This window comes from Curtobacterium sp. PhB137, assembly GCF_003814955.1.
GTDB lineage: Bacteria > Actinomycetota > Actinomycetes > Actinomycetales > Microbacteriaceae > Curtobacterium.
Genome location: NZ_RKQO01000004.1, coordinates 714,044 through 728,475 on the forward strand (window position 1 = coordinate 714,044; position 14,432 = coordinate 728,475).

Below are 14,432 nucleotides of genomic sequence, written 5' to 3' on the forward strand. Positions count from 1 at the left end.
TCGCGCGGGCACGGCTAAATCCCGTGGGTCCGAAGCGTGAACTTTGTGAACGCCGCTGTGTCCCGGCATCGACCCGCGGACTACCGTCACGGGTCGAGCCGCACCGACGCGGCCACGACAGGAGTGACACGCACATGGAGTACCGCTACCTCGGCAACTCGGGCCTCAAGGTCTCCGAGATCACCTACGGCAACTGGCTCACCCACGCATCCCAGGTCGAGAACGACGCGGCCATCGCCTGCGTCAAGGCCGCCCTCGAGGTGGGCATCTCGACGTTCGACACCGCCGACGTCTACGCCAACACCGGCGCGGAGACCGTCCTCGGCGAAGCCCTCAAGGGGGAGCGGCGCCAGTCGCTCGAGATCGCCACGAAGGTGTTCGGGCCGACCGGGCCGAAGGGGCACAACGACACCGGGCTGTCCCGCAAGCACATCCTCGAGTCGATCAACGGCTCGCTCGGCCGCCTGCAGACCGACTACGTCGACCTGTACCAGGCGCACCGCTTCGACCACGAGACCCCGCTCGAGGAGACGATGCAGGCCTTCGCCGACATCGTGCGCCAGGGCAAGGTCCTGTACGTCGGCGTGAGCGAGTGGACCGCGGAGCAGCTCCGTGCGGGTGCCGCGCTGGCCAAGGACCTCGGGTTCCAGCTCATCTCGAACCAGCCGCAGTACTCGGCGCTGTGGCGGGTCATCGAAGAAGAGGTGGTGCCGACCTCGAAGGAGCTCGGCATCTCGCAGATCGTCTGGTCCCCGATCGCCCAGGGTGTCCTGACCGGCAAGTACAAGCCGGGTCAGCCGCTGCCCGAGGGCTCACGCGCCACCGACGACAAGGGCGGCGCGGACATGATCAAGCGGTTCATGCGCGACGAGGTGCTGTCCTCGGTGCAGGAGCTCGAGCCGATCGCGCAGGAGCTCGACCTGTCAATGGCACAGCTCGCCGTCGCCTGGGTACTGCAGAACGAGAACGTCGCGAGCGCCATCATCGGGGCGTCGCGTCCGGAGCAGGTGCACGACAACGCCGGCGCTGCCGGTGTCACGATCCCGGCGGAGCTGCTCAGCCGGATCGACGATGCCCTCGGTGCCGTGGTCGAGCGTGACCCGGCGAAGACCAACGACAGCAGCCCGAAGACCCGCGAGGCCTAGCGCCGACCCGGGCCAGACGGCTCAGACAACGGAAAAGGCCCCCTGCCGAAGCAGGGGGCCTTCACCGGTGGCTGGACACGGCATCGATCCGTGGACCTTTCGATTTTCAGTCGAACGCTCTACCAACTGAGCTATCCAGCCGTGGCGACCCTGACGGGACTTGAACCCGCGACCTCCGCCGTGACAGGGCGGCACGCTAACCAGCTGCGCTACAGGGCCATGTTGAATTGCTGTGGTGTTGCTCAGTACTACTTGCTCGCTCACTCGGAGAGTGACCCCAACGGGATTCGAACCCGTGCTGCCGCCGTGAAAGGGCGGTGTCCTAGGCCACTAAACGATAGGGCCGCAAGTGGTGCTTCGCGCTACCGATGGACAAGCATACGGATGCCCCCGGGGGTTCGCAAATCGGGCGGCGTTCCCGCGGAATCCCCGGCGTGTCGCGCCCGCCCGGCACCGGGTGTCGAGGTTGCGGTGCGAGCATCGTCACCGGCTCCACGCCCCTCGACCGAGGGGCTGTGGGGCTGCGACACCTGTTGTTACTGTTGCGTCTGTTAACAGTGTTACGTGCGTGAGCCTTGCCGCGCTGTTACGAAATCGAGATACATGTCGACCTCACCTTCGCTCTCCCTCCGCAACCGCAGCCGCCTCGTCGCCGCCGCGGTCGCTGTCGTGCTCGCCGGCAGCACCCTCGCGGTCCTCGCCCCGGCGACGTCGGCCAGTGCCGCGAGCTACCCGAGCTGGTCCGAGGTGCAGAAGGCCAAGTCCTCGACGAGTGCCCAGCAGGCGAAGGTCACCGAGATCAAGTCGCTCATCTCGACCCTGAAGTCCGAGGCCGCTGCGAAGCAGAAGGCCGCACAGGCCGCCGGCGAGGCCTACCAGGCGGCACAGAACAAGTACGACGAGGCGACCCTCGAGCAGAAGACGCTCCAGTCCCAGGCGGACGACGCCGAGCAGACCGCCGCACAGTCCGAAGAGCAGGCCGGTCAGCTCGCCGCGCAGCTCGGTCGGGCCAGCGCCAACGACGTGACGACCGACATCCTCACGCACCCCTCGGACTCCGGCGACCTGCTCTACGAGCTCGGCGCCATGTCGAAGCTCAGCGAGCAGGCCGACGGCATCTACTCGCAGGCGTCGCAGGACCGGGGCACCGCGCAGGCGCAGGCCGACAAGGCGGACAAAGCAAAGGCGGCGCTGGGCGACCTCGCCGACGCGGCCCAGTCGAAGATGCAGCAGGCGCAGGGTGCTGCCGACGCGGCGCAGACTGCCGTCGACGCCCAGAACGACAACGAGTCGCGGCTCGAGGCCCAGCTGACGGCCCTCACCACGAAGCAGCGCGGTGTCGAGGCCGACTACCGCAAGGGCGTCGCCGCCGAGAAGGCCCGACAGGCCCGCATCGCCGCTGCTGCCGCCAAGGCAGCCGCGAAGGCCGCGGCGACGAGTCAGGGCGGTACCGGCGGCGGGACGGCCAACTCTGCCGGGTGGGTCCGTCCGGCCGGCGGCTTCCAGACCAGCGGCTACGGCATCCGCGTCGACCCGTACACGCACTACACGGCACTGCACGCCGGGGTCGACCTCGCTCCCGCCTGCTACGCCCCGATCTACGCGGCCCACGACGGCACCGTGACCTTCGCGGGCAACGGCGGCGGCTACGGCAACGAGGTCATCCTCGACAACGGCGGCGGCATCTCGACGGCCTACGGCCACATCGTCGACGGCGGGATCATGGTCGCCAGCGGCCAGCACGTCACCGCCGGGCAGCAGATCGCCAAGATCGGTTCGACCGGCTGGTCGACCGGGTGCCACCTCCACTTCGAGACCCGGATCAACGGTGCTGCCGTCGACCCGGTCCCCTTCATGGCAGCGCGGGGGATCTCGGTATGAGCATCAGCGCAGCCGGGATGCGTTGACCCCGCCATGACCCTGTCCGCTCGCTCGTTCTCCTGCGGGATCGCCACCGTCGCCGTGCTCGGCATCGGACTGTCGGTCGTCATCGCCGGACCCGCCCAGGCCGCGCCGTCGGCACCGTCCTGGGACGACGTCAAGGCCGCGAAGTCGGATGCCGCCGACGCGCAGCAGACGGTGGACGAGCTGAGCGACCGGCTGACCTCGCTGCAGGCCGCCGCGGACCGCGCCGGCATCGTCGAGCAGCAGGCCGGGCAGGCGTACGCCCTCGCCGCCTCGCAGCAGCAGGAGGCGAAGGACACCCTCGCCGACCTGTCCGCGCAGTCGAAGCGGGCCAAGGGCAAGGCGGACGATTCCGCGGGCCAGGTGGCCGCGCTCGTCGTCGAGCTGTCCCGCACGGGCGGCGGCGACCTGTCGACGACGATGCTCACGGACGCCTCGGACTCCGGTGACCTGCTCTACCGGGTCGGCACGATGTCGCACCTGTCCGAGCGGTCGGCGACGATCCTCGCCCAGGCCCGCTCCGACCAGAAGACCGTGGACTCGCTCGCCGACCAGCAGTCCGTGGCCACGACGGCGCTGAGCAAGGCGACCGAGGCGACGAAGACCGCCTTCGCCACCGCCAACGACGTCTCCGCCGACGCCCAGGCCCGGGTGCAGAAGCAACAGGACCAGCAGGACGAGGTCCTCCGTCAGCTCGCGTACCTCAAGGGCACGAGCGTCGCGACGGAGAGCGCGTACTGGAGTGCGCAGCAGGCCAAGGCGGCCGAGACCGCCCTGGCGGCCCAGACGAGCAGCGGCGGCACCGGCACGGCCAGCGGCAGCGGCGCGAGCGGCACCAGCACCGACAACGGCACCAGCGGCGGCACCAGCAACGGCAACACCTCGACCACCAACCCGAGCACCGGCGGCGGTAGCGGCAGCGGCACGACCACCCCGTCGCGCCCGAGCACCCCGTCGCGCCCGAGCACCCCGTCGAAGCCGAGCACGCCGGCGGCGCCCGCTCCCGCGCCCGCCCCGGCTCCCGCCAAGCCGAGCACGCCGACGCCGTCGAAGCCGAGCACCCCGGCGCCCAGCACTCCGGCACCCGCCCCGAGCAGCCCCTCGAAGGCCGCCGGTGCGATCTCGTACGCCCGCGGGCAGCTCGGCAAGCCCTACGTCCTCGGTGGTGCCGGCCCGAGCACCTGGGACTGCTCCGGCCTCGTCATGATGGCCTACAGCTCGCAGGGCATCGCGACCGGTGGGCACAACGTCGTCTGGCAGTACAACTACTTCGGCTCGATCGGTCGCCTCGTGCCGCTCTCACAGCGCCAGCCCGGCGACATCCTCTTCTACTCGTCGAACGGAACCGCTTCCGGCGGTTACCACGACTCGATCTACACCGGCAACGGGATGATGGTCGAGGCGGCCCGACCGGGCGTCGGCGTGGTCGAGCGCGCGGTCTGGACCCCCAGCCAGCTCCTGCCCTACGTCGCCCGCCCGAGCGGCTCCCTGTAGCTCGCAGCCCGGTCTTTCCCAGAACGGCTGCGGTAGCAAGCGGAATCGGGCATACCTGCCCGGATCAGAGCACCAGGTACGCCCGTTCCCACCAAGTGCGCCCCCGCACCGCACGGCAAAGCACCCCACGAACACAGAGCGGCGCCCGCCCTCCGGATGGAGAGCAGGCGCCGTTCGGCGTCAAGAAGCGTCAGTGACCAGCGGGCACGTACGCGGCCTGGCCGGCCTGCACGATCGCCTCGGCCTCGGCGGCGTCGCCCCAGCCCTCGGCCTTGACCCACTTGTTCGGCTCGAGGTCCTTGTAGCGCTCGAAGAAGTGCGCGATCTCGGCCTTCGTCTGCTCGTCGACGTCCGAGATGTCCTGGATGTGCGTCCAGCGCGGGTCCTTCGCGGGGACCACGAGGACCTTCTCGTCCTTGCCGGCCTCGTCGCTCATCTTGAAGACGCCGACCGGACGGACCTTGACGCCCACGCCGGGGAACGTCGGGAACTCGAGGAGCAGCAGCGCGTCCACGGGGTCGCCGTCGTCGGCCAGGGTCTTCTCGAAGAAGCCGTAGTCGGTCGGGTAGACGAACGACGTGAACAGCACGCGGTCGAGGTAGACACGACCGGTCTCGTGGTCCACCTCGTACTTGTTGCGGCTGCCCTTGGGGATCTCGACGACGACGTCGTACGCGGCCATGTCTGTACTCCTGGTGTGTCGGTGGGGCTGTCGGTGGTCCCGAGAGCGCGGCTAACGTTACCGGGTGAACTCTCCGCGTCCCCGGCTGGACCCTGCCGTCGCCGAGACCCGCCTGGCGGTCCGCGACCTGCTCGCCACCGCGATCGACGACGGCGTCGTCACCGCGGGTGACCTCGTGCTGGTCGCGCTGAGCGGCGGACCGGACTCGCTCGCGCTCGCCGCGGCCACCGCGTTCGAGGCGGGCAAGCAGGGGCTCCGAGCCGGGGCAGTGGTCGTCGACCACGCGCTCCAGGCGGGCTCCGAGGCGGTCGCGAGCCGCGCCTCCCGGCAGGCATCCGAGCTGGGTCTGGACCCGGTCGAGGTCCGTAGGGTCGCGGTCGGCTCCGACGGTGGTCCGGAGGGCGCCGCCCGGGAGGCCCGCCACGCGTCGATCGCCGAGGTCGCGTCCGCCACCGGGTCGCCTCTCGTGCTGCTGGGACACACCCTGGACGACCAGGCCGAGACGGTGCTGCTGGGCCTGCTGCGCGGCAGCGGGCCGGACAGCCTGTCCGGCATGCTGCCCCTCGCACGGCGCGACCAGGGGCCGGCCTACGGCCGCCCGCTGCTCACCGTGCGTCGGCACGCGACGCGGCAGGCGTGCGCCGCCGCCGGGCTGGCGCCGTGGCACGACCCGCAGAACGACGACCCCGCCTACGCCCGTGTCCGCGTGCGGAACACCCTCATGCCGGTGCTCGAGCGCGAACTCGGTGCGGGGGTGCCCGAGGCGCTGGCGCGGACGGCCGACCAGCTGCGCGAGGACTCGGCGGCACTCGACCACTTCGCCGAGGAGATGGCGGAGGACATCGCCGAGCACTCCGAGGCCGGCATCTCGCTGTCCGTCCGGGCCCTCGGGGCGAACCCGCCGGCGCTCCGGCAGCGACTCGTCCGCCTGGCGGTGGAGAGCGAGTTCGGGGTGACGCTGTCGCGCGTGCAGACGCTCGAGGTCTGCCGGCTCGTCACGGACTGGAGCGGACAGGGGCCGATCGACCTGCCGGGCGTCCGGGCGTCGCGATCCGGTGACCGCCTGTCGTTCAGTGCCGGTTAGGCTGGACCGGTGGAACTCTCCGACGTCCAGGCAGACCTGTCCGAAGTCCTCTTCACCCCCGAGCAGATCGACGACAAGCTCGCCGAACTCGCGGCGGTCGTCGACGCCGACTACGCGGGCCGCGACCCTCTGCTCGTCGGTGTCCTGAAGGGTGCCGTCATGGTGATGGCCGACTTCTCGCGGCACCTCAAGATGCAGGCGCGGATGGACTGGATGGCGGTGTCGTCGTACGGCTCCGGCACGAAGTCGTCCGGTGTGGTGCGGATCCTCAAGGACCTCGACACCGACCTGCACGGCCGCGACGTCCTCATCGTCGAGGACATCATCGACTCCGGTCTGACGCTGTCCTGGCTCAAGCAGAACCTGCAGTCCCGCGGTGCCGCGAGCGTCGAGATCGTCGCCCTGCTGCGCAAGCCCGAGGCCGCCAAGGTCGAGGTCGACGTCAAGTACGTGGGCTTCGACATCCCCGACGAGTTCGTGGTCGGCTACGGCCTCGACTACGACGAGCGCTACCGGAACCTGCGCGGTGTCGGCGTCCTGGCGCCGCACGTGTACTCGTAACCCGTCCAGGGGGTACTTGCCTCGGGTTGAGTTCGCCCGCAGAGGACACCCATTCTCGCCACAGAATCGCGGCCGTATGCTGACCTGCACGCAACTTCGGCAGAGAAAGGTGTCGGGCACTCGCGCCCGGATCACATGAACTTCAAGCGCATCTTCCGCGGCCCGTACCTCTACGTGCTGATCGCGCTGGCGGGCATCTTCATCGGCTGGAGCGTCATCAGCCAGGGCAGCACGACCGAGGTCAGCACCCAGAAGGGCCTCGAGCAGCTCGCCGACGGCAAGATCTCGTCCGTCATCGTCAACTCGACCGAGCAGCGGGTCGACATGATCACCCGCGACGGCGACAAGCAGGAGCAGTTCTACTACTCCACGCCCCGTGGCGAAGAGGTCATCCAGGCCGTCAACGACGCCAACCTGCCCAAGGGCTACGACGACCACGTGAACACGGGCAACTGGTTCCTGTCGCTCCTCGGCGTCCTGCTCCCCTTCCTGATCATCGGTGCCCTGTTCTGGTTCCTGCTCTCGAGCGCCCAGGGCGGCGGCTCGAAGGTCATGCAGTTCGGCAAGTCGAAGGCCAAGATCAACAACAAGGAGAACCCGCAGGTGTCGTTCGCCGACGTCGCGGGCTCCGACGAGGCGATCGAGGAACTCCACGAGATCAAGGAGTTCCTGAAGGAGCCGGCGAAGTTCCAGGCCGTCGGCGCCAAGATCCCGAAGGGCGTGCTGCTGTACGGCCCTCCCGGAACCGGCAAGACCCTGCTCGCCCGCGCCGTCGCCGGCGAAGCGGGTGTGCCGTTCTACTCGATCTCCGGTTCGGACTTCGTCGAGATGTTCGTCGGTGTCGGTGCGAGCCGTGTCCGTGACCTCTTCGAGCAGGCCAAGGCGAACTCGCCGGCCATCGTCTTCATCGACGAGATCGACGCCGTCGGTCGTCACCGCGGTGCCGGCATCGGCGGCGGCAACGACGAGCGCGAGCAGACGCTCAACCAGCTGCTCGTCGAGATGGACGGCTTCGACGGCAAGACGAACGTCATCCTCATCGCCGCGACGAACCGTCCCGACGTGCTCGACCCCGCGCTCCTGCGTCCGGGCCGCTTCGACCGTCAGATCGGTGTCGACGCCCCGGGCATGGCCGGCCGCAAGCAGATCCTCGAGGTGCACGCGAAGGGCAAGCCGCTCGCCGCGAGCGTCGACCTGGAGCTGCTCGCCCGCAAGACGCCGGGCTTCACCGGCGCCGACCTGGCGAACGTCCTGAACGAGGCCGCGCTGCTCACCGCCCGGTCGAACGCGCAGCTCATCGACAACCGTGCGCTGGACGAGGCCGTCGACCGCGTGATGGCGGGCCCGCAGCGTCGGACCCGGATCATGTCCGACCAGGAACGCCTGATCACCGCGTACCACGAGGGCGGCCACGCCCTGGCGGCAGCGGCGATGCGGCACACCGACCCGGTCACCAAGATCACGATCCTGCCGCGCGGCCGTGCCCTCGGGTACACGATGGTGCTCCCGCTCGAGGACAAGTACTCGGTCACCCGCAACGAGCTGCTCGACCAGCTCACCTACGCCATGGGTGGACGCGTCGCCGAGGAGATCGTGTTCCACGACCCCACCACCGGCGCCTCGAACGACATCGAGAAGGCCACCGGCACCGCCCGCAAGATGGTCACCGAGTACGGCATGAGCCAGGCCGTCGGGTCCGTGAAGCTCGGCTCCGGGTCGAGCGAGCCGTTCGTCGGCCGTGACATGAGCGGTGGGACCGGGCGCGACTACTCGGAGAACATCGCGCAGACCGTCGACGCCGAGACCCGTGCGCTGCTCGAGGCCGCGCACAACGAGGCCTACCAGGTGCTCAACGACAACCGCGACATCCTCGACCGCCTGGCCGGTGAGCTCCTCGAGAAGGAGACGCTCGACGCCCCGGAGCTCGTGGAGATCTTCAAGGACGTCCGCAAGCTGCCGGAGCGCCCGCAGTGGCTCTCCAGCGACAAGCGTCCGGTGAGCAACCTGCCCGCGATCGACGTGCCAGGGCAGGCCGCCGCCACCGCAGCGGACCAGTCGGACAGCGAGTCGACCTCGAAGCCCCGTCGTCGCCCCTTCGGCAACCCGGGTATCGCCCCGGCGTAGGGGGCCGGCATGACCGACCTGCCGACGAGACGTGCTCGTCGGCTCGACACCCGCGGCGGTCCGACACCGGACCGCACGCGGGTGTTGGGCATCCTCAACGTGACACCCGACTCGTTCAGCGACGGCGGGCTGCACCAGGCCTACGACGCCGCCGTGCAGCACGCGCGTCACCTCGTCGCCGCGGGTGCCGACATCATCGACGTCGGTGGAGAGTCGACCCGGCCGGGCTCGGAGCGCGTTCCGGTGCCGGTCGAGCAGGAGCGCGTGCTGCCGGTCGTCCGGCAGCTCGTCGCCGAGGGCATCCCGGTGAGCGTCGACACGATGAACGCCTCGACCGCCGAACGGGCCGTCGAACTCGGCGCCGCGATCGTCAACGACGTGTCCGGCGGCCTGGCCGACCCGGACATGGCCCGTGTGGTCGCGTCGACCGGGGCCGGGTTCGTGGTCATGCACTGGCGTGGCCACAGCGACCGGATGTACCGCAACGCCGAGTACGTGCACGCCGTCGACGAGGTCCGGCGCGAGGTCGAGATGCGGGTCGCCGAGCTCATCGTCCTCGGGGTGCGCCAGGAGCAGGTCGTGATCGACCCGGGCCTCGGCTTCGCCAAGCAGGGCGTGCAGAACTGGGAGATCCTGGCCGGCTACGAACGGTTCGCCTCGATCGGCCTGCCGGTGCTCGTCGCCGCATCACGCAAGCGGTTCCTGGACGGAGTGGGCAGCCCCGAGGGTGCCCCGCCGAAGGACCGCGACCTCGCCACCGCCGCCATCAGCCTGCTCGCCGCCGAACGCGGCGCGTGGGGGGTGCGCGTGCACGACCCGGCACCGACCCGTGCCGTGCTCGACGTCTGGGACGCCTGGAGGGCAGCTCGCTCGTGAACGACACCATCCGCCTCGTCGGGGTCCGCGCCCGCGGCCACCACGGGGTCTTCGACCACGAACGTGCCGACGGTCAGGACTTCGTCGTCGACGTCGCCGTGGAGCTCGACGCCCGCGCGGCGTCGGGCAGCGACGACCTCGACGCCACCGTGCACTACGGCGTGCTCGCCGAGCAGGTCGTCGCCGAGATCGAACGCGACCCGGTGGACCTGATCGAGACCCTCGCGGAGCGCATCGCGGCCGCGGTGCTCACCCACCGTGCGGCCCTGGCGACCGAGGTCACCGTGCACAAGCCGCAGGCACCCATCACCGTGCCGTTCACGGACGTCTCGATCACCATCCGCCGTGCCCGCGGGGCGACCGTGCCGGACGAGGAAGAAGAGTGAGCCGCGTCGTCGTCGCGCTCGGCGCCAACCTCGGCGACCGGGGGAGCACCCTCCGCGCCGCCGCCCGAGCGGTCGCCGCGCTGCCCGGGGTCCACCCGGTGGCGTCGAGCCACGAGGTCGAGTCGGTCGCCGTGACCCTGGACGGCCGCGACGACACCAAGCCGCGGTACCGCAACGCCGTCGTGGTCGTCGACACCGACCTCGAGCCGCAGGCGTTCCTCGACGCACTGCACGGCATCGAGGACGAGCACGGCCGCACCCGCGACGTCCGTTGGGGCGACCGGACCCTCGACCTCGACGTCGTCGCCGTCGACGACCTGCACATCGACACCGCCACGCTCACCGTCCCGCACCCCCGTGCCGCCGAGCGCGCGTTCGTGCTCGCACCGTGGCTCGACGCCGACCCGGGGGCCGTCCTGCCCGGCGCCGGGCCGGTGGCCGACCTGCTCGCCGCCGTGGGGGACGACACCGAGCGCGTCGACGAGCCGCGCCTGTTCGCGGACGTGCCCCGCGCCTCCCGGGCCACCACCGAAGGGAACGTGACCCACCCGTGAAGCCGACCCGTCCCTCCACCCTGCTGAGCATCGCCGTCGTGACCGCGGTGGCGGGCTTCGCGTTCGACGCGGTGCTCGCGTCGCGACAGTCGCCGACGCTGCTGCTCGCCGTGCCGCTCGGCATCACGCTCGCGTTCATCGGCGTCGCCGTCGTGCTCATGGCGCGTCCCGTCCGCCGGCACGCCCGCGAGGGCGCGGGCCGGCAGCGCCCGGTCGACCCGCTCTACGCCACGCGCGTGGTGGTGCTGGCGAAGGCCTCGAGCATCTGCGGCGTCCTGTTCGGCGGCTTCGCGATCGGCCTGGTCGTGTACCTCCTGACCCGCTCGGTGACGCCTTCGCTAGGCTCGACCCTGCCGAACGTGGTCGCCGTCGGGGGCGGGATCGTGCTGACGGTCTGCGCACTCGTGGCAGAGCGCATGTGCATCGCTCCTCCGGGCGACGACGACGAGCCGGGCGACCCCCGGAACGGCACGACGGCGAACTGACCCGAGCGCACCCGGCACGACGGCGAACTGACCCGAGCACACCCACTGGAGGCCCGCGATGGCGCGTGAACGACTCGACGAGCCGGGCCTCGGCCTGACCGGCATCGACTGGACGAGGGTGTCCGCGAAGCTCGTGTGGACCGAACTCATCACGACCCTGGTGATCGGCCTCGTGGTGACCGCCGGCCTGGTCCTGATCGGGGTCGTGAACGACGGCTTCGGCTCGGGCGCCGGCACGGTCTGGCTGCTCATCGGCATCGTGGTGCTCGTCATCACGCTCGTCACCGCGGCGCTGACGCCCCGCCGGGTCCGTGCGATCGGCTACGCCCTGCGCGACGACGACCTGGTGGTCCGCCGCGGCCTGATGTGGCAGCGCTTCACGGCGGTGCCGTACGGGCGCATGCAGCTCGTCGACGTGGCGCGCGGTCCGCTCGACCGGGCGCTCGGCATGAGCGAGCTGAAGTTCGTGACCGCCGCGGCCGCCACGAACGTCCGCATCCCCGGCATCCCCGCGACCGACGCCGACGAACTGCGCGACCGGCTCGTCGAGCTCGCCGAGTCCCGCCGCGCCGGGCTGTAGGGGGTCGCGGTGACCTTCCGACCCGGCCCGCCGCCGCCCGCCCCGCCGACGCGTGGGAACGCCGCTGCCGCAGCGCCCCTGACCGACGGCGAGTGGCACCGCCTGCACCCGCTGACCCCGCTGCTCAAGGGCGGGATCTTCCTGATCGTCATCCTCGGCTACGTGCTGAACAGCCTGCGCGACCAGCTCGTCGAGTTCTTCATCCCGGGCGGCGAGCAGCAGGACGGCGACCCCGTCCGCTACGTCTACGAGCACGGCGTCGTCGGCTGGGTGCTGCTCGGCGTCGCGGTGTTCCTGCTCGTGCTGATCGGGCTCTTCTACCTGTCCTGGCGGATGCACGAGTTCCGGGTCACCGGCGAGATCGTCGAGGTCCGCTCCGGCGTGCTGTTCCGGAACCACCGCAAGGCCCGGCTCGACCGGATCCAGGGCATCAACATCTCGCGTCCGCTCATCCCGCGGGTGTTCGGCACGGCGAAGCTCGAGATCGCCCAGGCCGGCAACGACGCCAACGTGCAGCTCGCGTACCTCGGGGTGAAGGCCGCCGACGACCTGCGGCTGCGCATCCTCGTGCTCGCCTCGGGTGCGAAGGACGACGACCGTGGCAGTGGTCCGGCGCGCGCGTCGAACGGTGTGCTGCAGGACCGCGTCGACGAGATGTTCTCGCCCGAGCTCGACCCCGCCGCGGTGCAGGCCACCCGGATCGTCAAGGTGAAGCCCGGTCGGCTGATCGCGTCGATGCTGCTCTCCGGCACCACCGTCTTCATCCTGCTGGCCGTGGCGGCGATGATCGTCAGCGTCGCGCTCACCGGCGAGTACGGGATCCTGTTCGGCCTGTTCCCCGCCGTGATCGGTGCGGGCAGCTACTACGTCCGCAAGTTCTCGCGGTCGCTGCAGTACACGATCGCCGCGACCCGCGACGGCATCCGGATCGGGTTCGGGCTCGTCTCGACCTCGAACGAGACGCTGCCCCCGGGCCGCATCCACGCCGTCAGCGTCGCGCAGCCGCTGCTCTGGCGCCCGTTCGGTTGGTGGGACGTCCGGATCAACCGTGCGACGAACGCGGGCAACGGGGCGTCGAGCAACCAGCAGGCCTCCGCCATCGTGCTGCCCGTCGGCACCGCGGCCGACGTCCGCGAGGTCCTCGACATCATCCTGCCCGGCCTGGTCGGCACTGCCGTCGCCGGCCCCGAGGCGTCGCAGGAGGCCCTGCGGGAAGGCTCCGCCGAGGCCGTCAGCGTCGTCGACGACAGCCTCACCACGAGCGGCGACGAAGGTGGTTTCGTGCACTCCCCGCGCCGCGGCGCCTGGCTCCGGCCGTTCGCGTTCCGACGCAACGGGTACCGGTTCGTGCAGGGCGCGGTGTTGCTCCGGCTCGGCGCCGTCTGGCGGTCGCTCGTCATCGTGCCGCTGCCCCGGGTGCAGAGCGTCAAGGTCGAGCAGGGTCCGCTCGAGCGTGCCCTGCGGCTCGCCGCCGTCCACGTGCACACCGTCGCCGGGCCGGTCTCGGCCCGCGTCGGTGCGCTCGACGCACGGGACGCGCAGCGTCTGTGGTCCGAGACCACCCAGCGCGCCGTCGAGGCCGCTGCGGTCGACACGTCCCACCGGTGGCGCGAACGGGAGGCCCGTCCCGCGTCCGCCAGGCACGCTGCGGACGTGCCGTGGCCCGGGACCGGAGCCCCTGCCGGACCCGACGGCGACCACCGGCCCGGCACCGTGCCTCCCGGACCGGGGTGGAGCGACGTCCCGCCCACCGGGGCCGTCCGATGAGGGCCGGGCGCCTCGGCGTCGGCGTCGTCGGTGCCGGACGGGTCGGACCCGTGCTCGGCGCCGCACTCGCGAACGCGGAGCACGCGGTCGTCGGCGTGACCGCCGTGTCCGCCGAGAGCCGTGACCGCGCCGAGGCGATGCTGCCCGGCGCTCCCGTGCTCGCAACGCCGGACCTGGTGGAGCGGAGCGAACTCGTCCTGCTCGCGGTGCCGGACGACCAGCTGGCCTCACTCGTGCAGGGCCTGGCGGACGCCGGCATCTGGCAGCCCGGGCAGCTCGTCGTGCACACCAGCCCGGACCACGGCGTCGGCATCCTCGCCCCCGCGATGGCGGCCGGTGCGATCCCGCTCGCCATCCACCCCGCGATGGCGTTCACCGGCACCAGCGTCGACCTGTCGCGGCTCCGTGACGCCTACTGCGCGGTCACCGCCCCGTCACCCGTGCTGCCCATCGCGCAGGCCCTGGTGGTCGAGATGGGCGCCGAGCCGTTCGTCATCGCCGAGGGGGACCGGCCCGCCTACGCCGACGCCGTCCGCGCCGCCGTGAGCTTCTCGACGGCGATCGTGGACCAGTCGGCGGGCACGCTCTCCGGCATCGGCGTCGACCACCCCGGCCGGGTGCTCGGCGCGCTCGTCCGCTCCGCCGTCGACAACGCACTGACGGCCGCCGACGGGCAGTCCACGCTGTAGGGGCGTGGCGGTCGGTCACGACTCCCCGCTCAGTTCCGCCGAGCGGTCACGAACCGTCGGCCCGCAGCGCTCCGGCCGACGGAACGTGACCGGTCGGCGC

General features: G+C 71.1%; 14 protein-coding genes and 3 tRNA genes. 13 read left to right on the plus strand and 4 right to left on the minus strand.

The genetic code is table 11. The features are described 5' to 3' along the window. Positions 1–134 precede the first annotated feature (134 nt). Positions 135–1,145 (plus strand): aldo/keto reductase family protein, encoded by a 1,011-nt coding sequence (locus EDF28_RS03805; RefSeq protein ID WP_123937220.1) that lies wholly within the window; start codon positions 135–137, stop codon positions 1,143–1,145. Positions 1,146–1,213: 68 nt separating this feature from the next. On the opposite strand, the gene EDF28_RS03810 is transcribed toward EDF28_RS03805, so the two are convergent. The 3 genes from EDF28_RS03810 to EDF28_RS03820 form a co-directional block, all read right to left on the minus strand. Continuing rightward, positions 1,214–1,286: transfer RNA gene (locus tag EDF28_RS03810), tRNA-Phe, on the minus strand. A 1-nt stretch (position 1,287) separates the two neighbouring features. After that, a tRNA-Asp gene (locus tag EDF28_RS03815) sits at positions 1,288–1,364 on the minus strand. Positions 1,365–1,417: 53 nt separating this feature from the next. Next, positions 1,418–1,490 (minus strand) — tRNA-Glu (locus EDF28_RS03820). A gap of 258 nt (positions 1,491–1,748) precedes the next feature. On the opposite strand from EDF28_RS03820, the gene EDF28_RS03825 reads away from it, so the two are divergent. Beyond that, on the plus strand, positions 1,749–3,026 hold the full coding sequence (locus EDF28_RS03825) for a M23 family metallopeptidase (protein WP_123294538.1): 1,278 nt from the start codon (positions 1,749–1,751) through the stop codon (positions 3,024–3,026). Positions 3,027–3,059: 33 nt separating this feature from the next. Beyond that, positions 3,060–4,544 carry an NlpC/P60 family protein gene (locus EDF28_RS03830; protein WP_123937221.1) on the plus strand — a complete coding sequence of 495 codons (1,485 nt, stop codon included), beginning with the start codon at positions 3,060–3,062 and terminating at the stop codon, positions 4,542–4,544. 190 nt (positions 4,545–4,734) lie between these two features. On the opposite strand, the gene EDF28_RS03835 is transcribed toward EDF28_RS03830, so the two are convergent. After that, on the minus strand, positions 4,735–5,226 hold the full coding sequence (locus EDF28_RS03835) for an inorganic diphosphatase (RefSeq protein WP_111086931.1): 492 nt from the start codon (positions 5,224–5,226) through the stop codon (positions 4,735–4,737). 64 nt (positions 5,227–5,290) lie between these two features. Between EDF28_RS03835 and tilS the strand changes: the two genes are divergently transcribed. From tilS to EDF28_RS03885, 10 genes are all read left to right on the plus strand, one after another. Further along, a complete protein-coding gene (gene tilS / locus EDF28_RS03840; protein ID WP_123937222.1) occupies positions 5,291–6,310 on the plus strand; it encodes a tRNA lysidine(34) synthetase TilS in 1,020 nt (339 codons plus the stop codon). 9 nt (positions 6,311–6,319) lie between these two features. Continuing rightward, the gene (gene hpt, locus EDF28_RS03845) at positions 6,320–6,871 is read left to right on the plus strand and encodes a hypoxanthine phosphoribosyltransferase (protein ID WP_111086933.1); all 552 of its coding nucleotides are present in this window, start codon (positions 6,320–6,322) and stop codon (positions 6,869–6,871) included. A 135-nt stretch (positions 6,872–7,006) separates the two neighbouring features. Beyond that, complete coding sequence (gene ftsH, locus EDF28_RS03850; protein WP_123294542.1) at positions 7,007–8,995, plus strand: ATP-dependent zinc metalloprotease FtsH; 1,989 nt, start codon at positions 7,007–7,009, stop codon at positions 8,993–8,995. 9 nt (positions 8,996–9,004) lie between these two features. Next, positions 9,005–9,871 (plus strand): dihydropteroate synthase, encoded by an 867-nt coding sequence (gene folP, locus EDF28_RS03855; RefSeq protein ID WP_185094125.1) that lies wholly within the window; start codon positions 9,005–9,007, stop codon positions 9,869–9,871. Beyond that, positions 9,868–10,257, plus strand: a complete 390-nt coding sequence (gene folB / locus EDF28_RS03860) for a dihydroneopterin aldolase (protein ID WP_123294543.1) — start codon at positions 9,868–9,870, stop codon at positions 10,255–10,257. Before folP ends, folB begins: the two co-directional genes overlap by 4 nt. Further along, positions 10,254–10,811, plus strand: a complete 558-nt coding sequence (gene folK, locus EDF28_RS03865; protein ID WP_123937223.1) for a 2-amino-4-hydroxy-6-hydroxymethyldihydropteridine diphosphokinase — start codon at positions 10,254–10,256, stop codon at positions 10,809–10,811. The genes folB and folK overlap by 4 nt, the downstream gene beginning before the upstream one ends. Further along, positions 10,808–11,296: a DUF3180 domain-containing protein gene (locus tag EDF28_RS03870; protein WP_111086937.1), complete on the plus strand. Its 489-nt coding sequence runs from the start codon at positions 10,808–10,810 to the stop codon at positions 11,294–11,296. Before folK ends, EDF28_RS03870 begins: the two co-directional genes overlap by 4 nt. Positions 11,297–11,354: 58 nt before the next feature. Next, the gene (locus EDF28_RS03875) at positions 11,355–11,876 is read left to right on the plus strand and encodes a PH domain-containing protein (protein WP_123937224.1); all 522 of its coding nucleotides are present in this window, start codon (positions 11,355–11,357) and stop codon (positions 11,874–11,876) included. 9 nt (positions 11,877–11,885) lie between these two features. Beyond that, positions 11,886–13,643: a PH domain-containing protein gene (locus EDF28_RS03880; RefSeq protein WP_123937225.1), complete on the plus strand. Its 1,758-nt coding sequence runs from the start codon at positions 11,886–11,888 to the stop codon at positions 13,641–13,643. Next, positions 13,640–14,332 (plus strand): Rossmann-like and DUF2520 domain-containing protein, encoded by a 693-nt coding sequence (locus EDF28_RS03885; RefSeq protein WP_165901135.1) that lies wholly within the window; start codon positions 13,640–13,642, stop codon positions 14,330–14,332. Before EDF28_RS03880 ends, EDF28_RS03885 begins: the two co-directional genes overlap by 4 nt. Positions 14,333–14,432: the final 100 nt, after the last annotated feature.

Coding starts and splice junctions, on each gene's coding strand:
- EDF28_RS03885 (WP_165901135.1), top strand. CDS start 13,640: ATGAGGGCCGGGCGCCTCGGCGTCGGCGTCGTCGGTGCCGGACGGGTC.
- EDF28_RS03805 (WP_123937220.1), top strand. CDS start 135: ATGGAGTACCGCTACCTCGGCAACTCGGGCCTCAAGGTCTCCGAGATC.
- EDF28_RS03875 (WP_123937224.1), top strand. CDS start 11,355: ATGGCGCGTGAACGACTCGACGAGCCGGGCCTCGGCCTGACCGGCATC.
- ftsH (WP_123294542.1), top strand. CDS start 7,007: ATGAACTTCAAGCGCATCTTCCGCGGCCCGTACCTCTACGTGCTGATC.
- folP (WP_185094125.1), top strand. CDS start 9,005: ATGACCGACCTGCCGACGAGACGTGCTCGTCGGCTCGACACCCGCGGC.
- EDF28_RS03835 (WP_111086931.1), bottom strand. CDS start 5,226: ATGGCCGCGTACGACGTCGTCGTCGAGATCCCCAAGGGCAGCCGCAAC.
- EDF28_RS03830 (WP_123937221.1), top strand. CDS start 3,060: ATGACCCTGTCCGCTCGCTCGTTCTCCTGCGGGATCGCCACCGTCGCC.
- EDF28_RS03825 (WP_123294538.1), top strand. CDS start 1,749: ATGTCGACCTCACCTTCGCTCTCCCTCCGCAACCGCAGCCGCCTCGTC.